The sequence below is a fragment of the Micrococcus sp. HG099 genome (assembly GCF_024723355.1).
GTDB lineage: Bacteria > Actinomycetota > Actinomycetes > Actinomycetales > Micrococcaceae > Micrococcus > Micrococcus endophyticus.
Genome location: NZ_JANQCJ010000277.1, coordinates 1 through 800, shown reverse-complemented (window position 1 = coordinate 800; position 800 = coordinate 1). Strand labels below are relative to the sequence as shown.

The following is an 800-nucleotide window of genomic DNA, read 5'->3' as shown; positions in this document are numbered from 1 at the left end:
TATAAGGGCCCGCCGTGGGAGCCTCCCCGGGGTCCGCCCCCGGAGCCGTTGCGGGAGCCGCCGCGCGATCCCCCGCCTACTCCCCCGCGCGATCCCCCGCCGGAGCCGCCGCGTCCGCGGCCCTGGCCGCCCTGTCCCTCGCCGCTCATGCGTACGCCTCCGTCTCTCGTGCGGCCTCGCGCCGCGCCGCCCGTGCGGCGGCCTCCTGTCCGAGCCGCGCGGTGTGCGCGGCGAGCGCCTCGCCGGCGAGCAGGGCGGCGCCGTCGGCGGCGCCGCGGGCCCAGTCGGCGGCGGGCATGAGCTTCTTGCCGGCGGGCTGGACCCGGCCGAGCCGGACCGCCCCGTCAGCGGTGCGCAGCCAGGCGGCACGCCCGGCCGTGCGCAGGGCGCCCGGGGGCGCCGCGTCCAGGTCGGCGGGCCAGTCCGCGTCGGCCGGGGTCGCCGGGGCGACGCCGTCGAGCTTGAACCGGGCGGGCTCGCCGCCCTCCCCGACCGTCAGCCATCCCCAAGCGCCGGGCTCGGGTGTGACGCCGTTGATGCGCGCGGCCACCTCGGCGGCGGGGCGGGCCGGGTCGACGAGGCCGTCGGCCGCCGTGAGCTTCGGGGCGTGGGAGGGCTCGCCCTCCTGGGGCCGCGGCGCGGCGGTGCCGTCCGCGATCCGCCCGAGCACCTCCAGCACGAGCGGCCCGCCGCGCTCGGCGAGGTCGGCGAGGATCTGCCCGGCGGTCTCGTCCGGGGCCACCGCGCGGGTGAGGCGGGCGTGCACGGGCCCGGTGTCCAGGCCCTCCTCGAGCTGGAAC

The 800-nt window shown here is 81.2% G+C and carries 1 protein-coding gene; it reads right to left on the bottom strand.

The genetic code is table 11. The features are described 5' to 3' along the window. Positions 1 to 145: 145 nt before the first annotated feature. Positions 146 to 800 (bottom strand): methionyl-tRNA formyltransferase (locus NWP10_RS12205; RefSeq protein ID WP_375162498.1); only part of this gene is annotated, 655 nt, incomplete at its 5' end.